Source organism: Streptomyces jeddahensis (assembly GCF_001642995.1).
In the GTDB taxonomy this organism is placed as follows: Bacteria; Actinomycetota; Actinomycetes; order Streptomycetales; family Streptomycetaceae; genus Streptomyces; species Streptomyces jeddahensis.
Genome location: NZ_LOHS01000203.1, coordinates 1 through 1,074 on the forward strand (window position 1 = coordinate 1; position 1,074 = coordinate 1,074).

Annotated in this window: 1 protein-coding gene; it reads left to right on the forward strand. The window is 71.3% G+C overall.

Annotation, left to right across the window (positions count from 1 at the left end; genetic code table 11):
• Positions 1-31: 31 nt before the first annotated feature.
• Positions 32-1,074, forward strand: a 1,043-nt coding sequence (locus STSP_RS35970) for a PucR family transcriptional regulator (protein ID WP_067285457.1), incomplete at its 3' end; no start/stop codon positions are given.

Consider the following 1,074-nt stretch of genomic DNA (forward strand, 5'->3'; position numbering starts at 1 on the left):
CGTCAGCGAATCATCAAGAGGACGGGTGGGCGTGGCCGAGCAGAACCAGGGCATACCCGAGGGATATCTGGACGGGTACGCCCAGATCCTCGCAGAGGCCTCCGCTACCGGCCGTCGGCTGACCCGCGACGAACTCGATTCCCGCCGTGCGCTGGGTGAGCGGGCCGCGGAGGCGGGTCTGGGGCTGCGCGCTCTGGTCGGCGCGCACCTGGCCGCCACCAGGGCGAACCGGCCGGATGCGGGCGCCGCTTCCTTCGACGACGTGCTCGCGGCCGCGGCACAGGCGGTCGACGCCTTCGCCGAGGGCTACGAGCGGGCGCAGCGCCAAGCCGTACGGCAGGAAGAGGCCGCACGCCGTGAGTTCATCGACGACCTGCTGTACGGGCGCAGCGACCTGGGCCGCCTCGCCCAGCGCGCAGAGCGGTTCGGGCTGCGCCTGTCCTACGAGCACGCCGTCGCGGTGGCTCGGGGAGCGGCCGCGTACGACGAAGGCGATGCCGTGCCGCGTGAGGTGGAGCGTGCCCTGATCGGCCGGTTCGGCGACCGCAGCATCCTGCTCACCACGAAGGACGGACGCCTTGTCTGCATCGCCCCCGGCGACCAGGAAGAGGTCCTGACCTTCTTCGCCAAACAGGCCTACGCCGCCACCAAGGGCGGCCAGGTCGCCATCGGCCGCTCGCAGCCCGGTCCGGGCGGTGTCGTGCAGTCCTACGAGGAGGCCCTCAACGCCCTCGATCTGGCTGAACGCCTGCAACTTGACGCACCCGTCCTGCGCGCCGCCGACCTCCTGGTGTATCCCGTCCTCACCCGTGATCGGCAGGCCATGGCCGACCTGGTCCTCAGCGCCCTCGGCCCGCTGCAACAGGCCCGCGGCGGCGCGCAACCACTCATCGACACCCTCACCGCGTACTTCGACTCGGGCTGCATAGCGGCGGAGGCGGCCCGGCGGCTTTCCCTGAGTGTGCGGGCCATGACCTACCGTCTGGAACGCATCCACCAACTCACCGGCGCCAACCCCGCCGACCCGGTACACCGCTACACCCTGCAGACCGCGGTCATCGGTGCCCGCCTGCT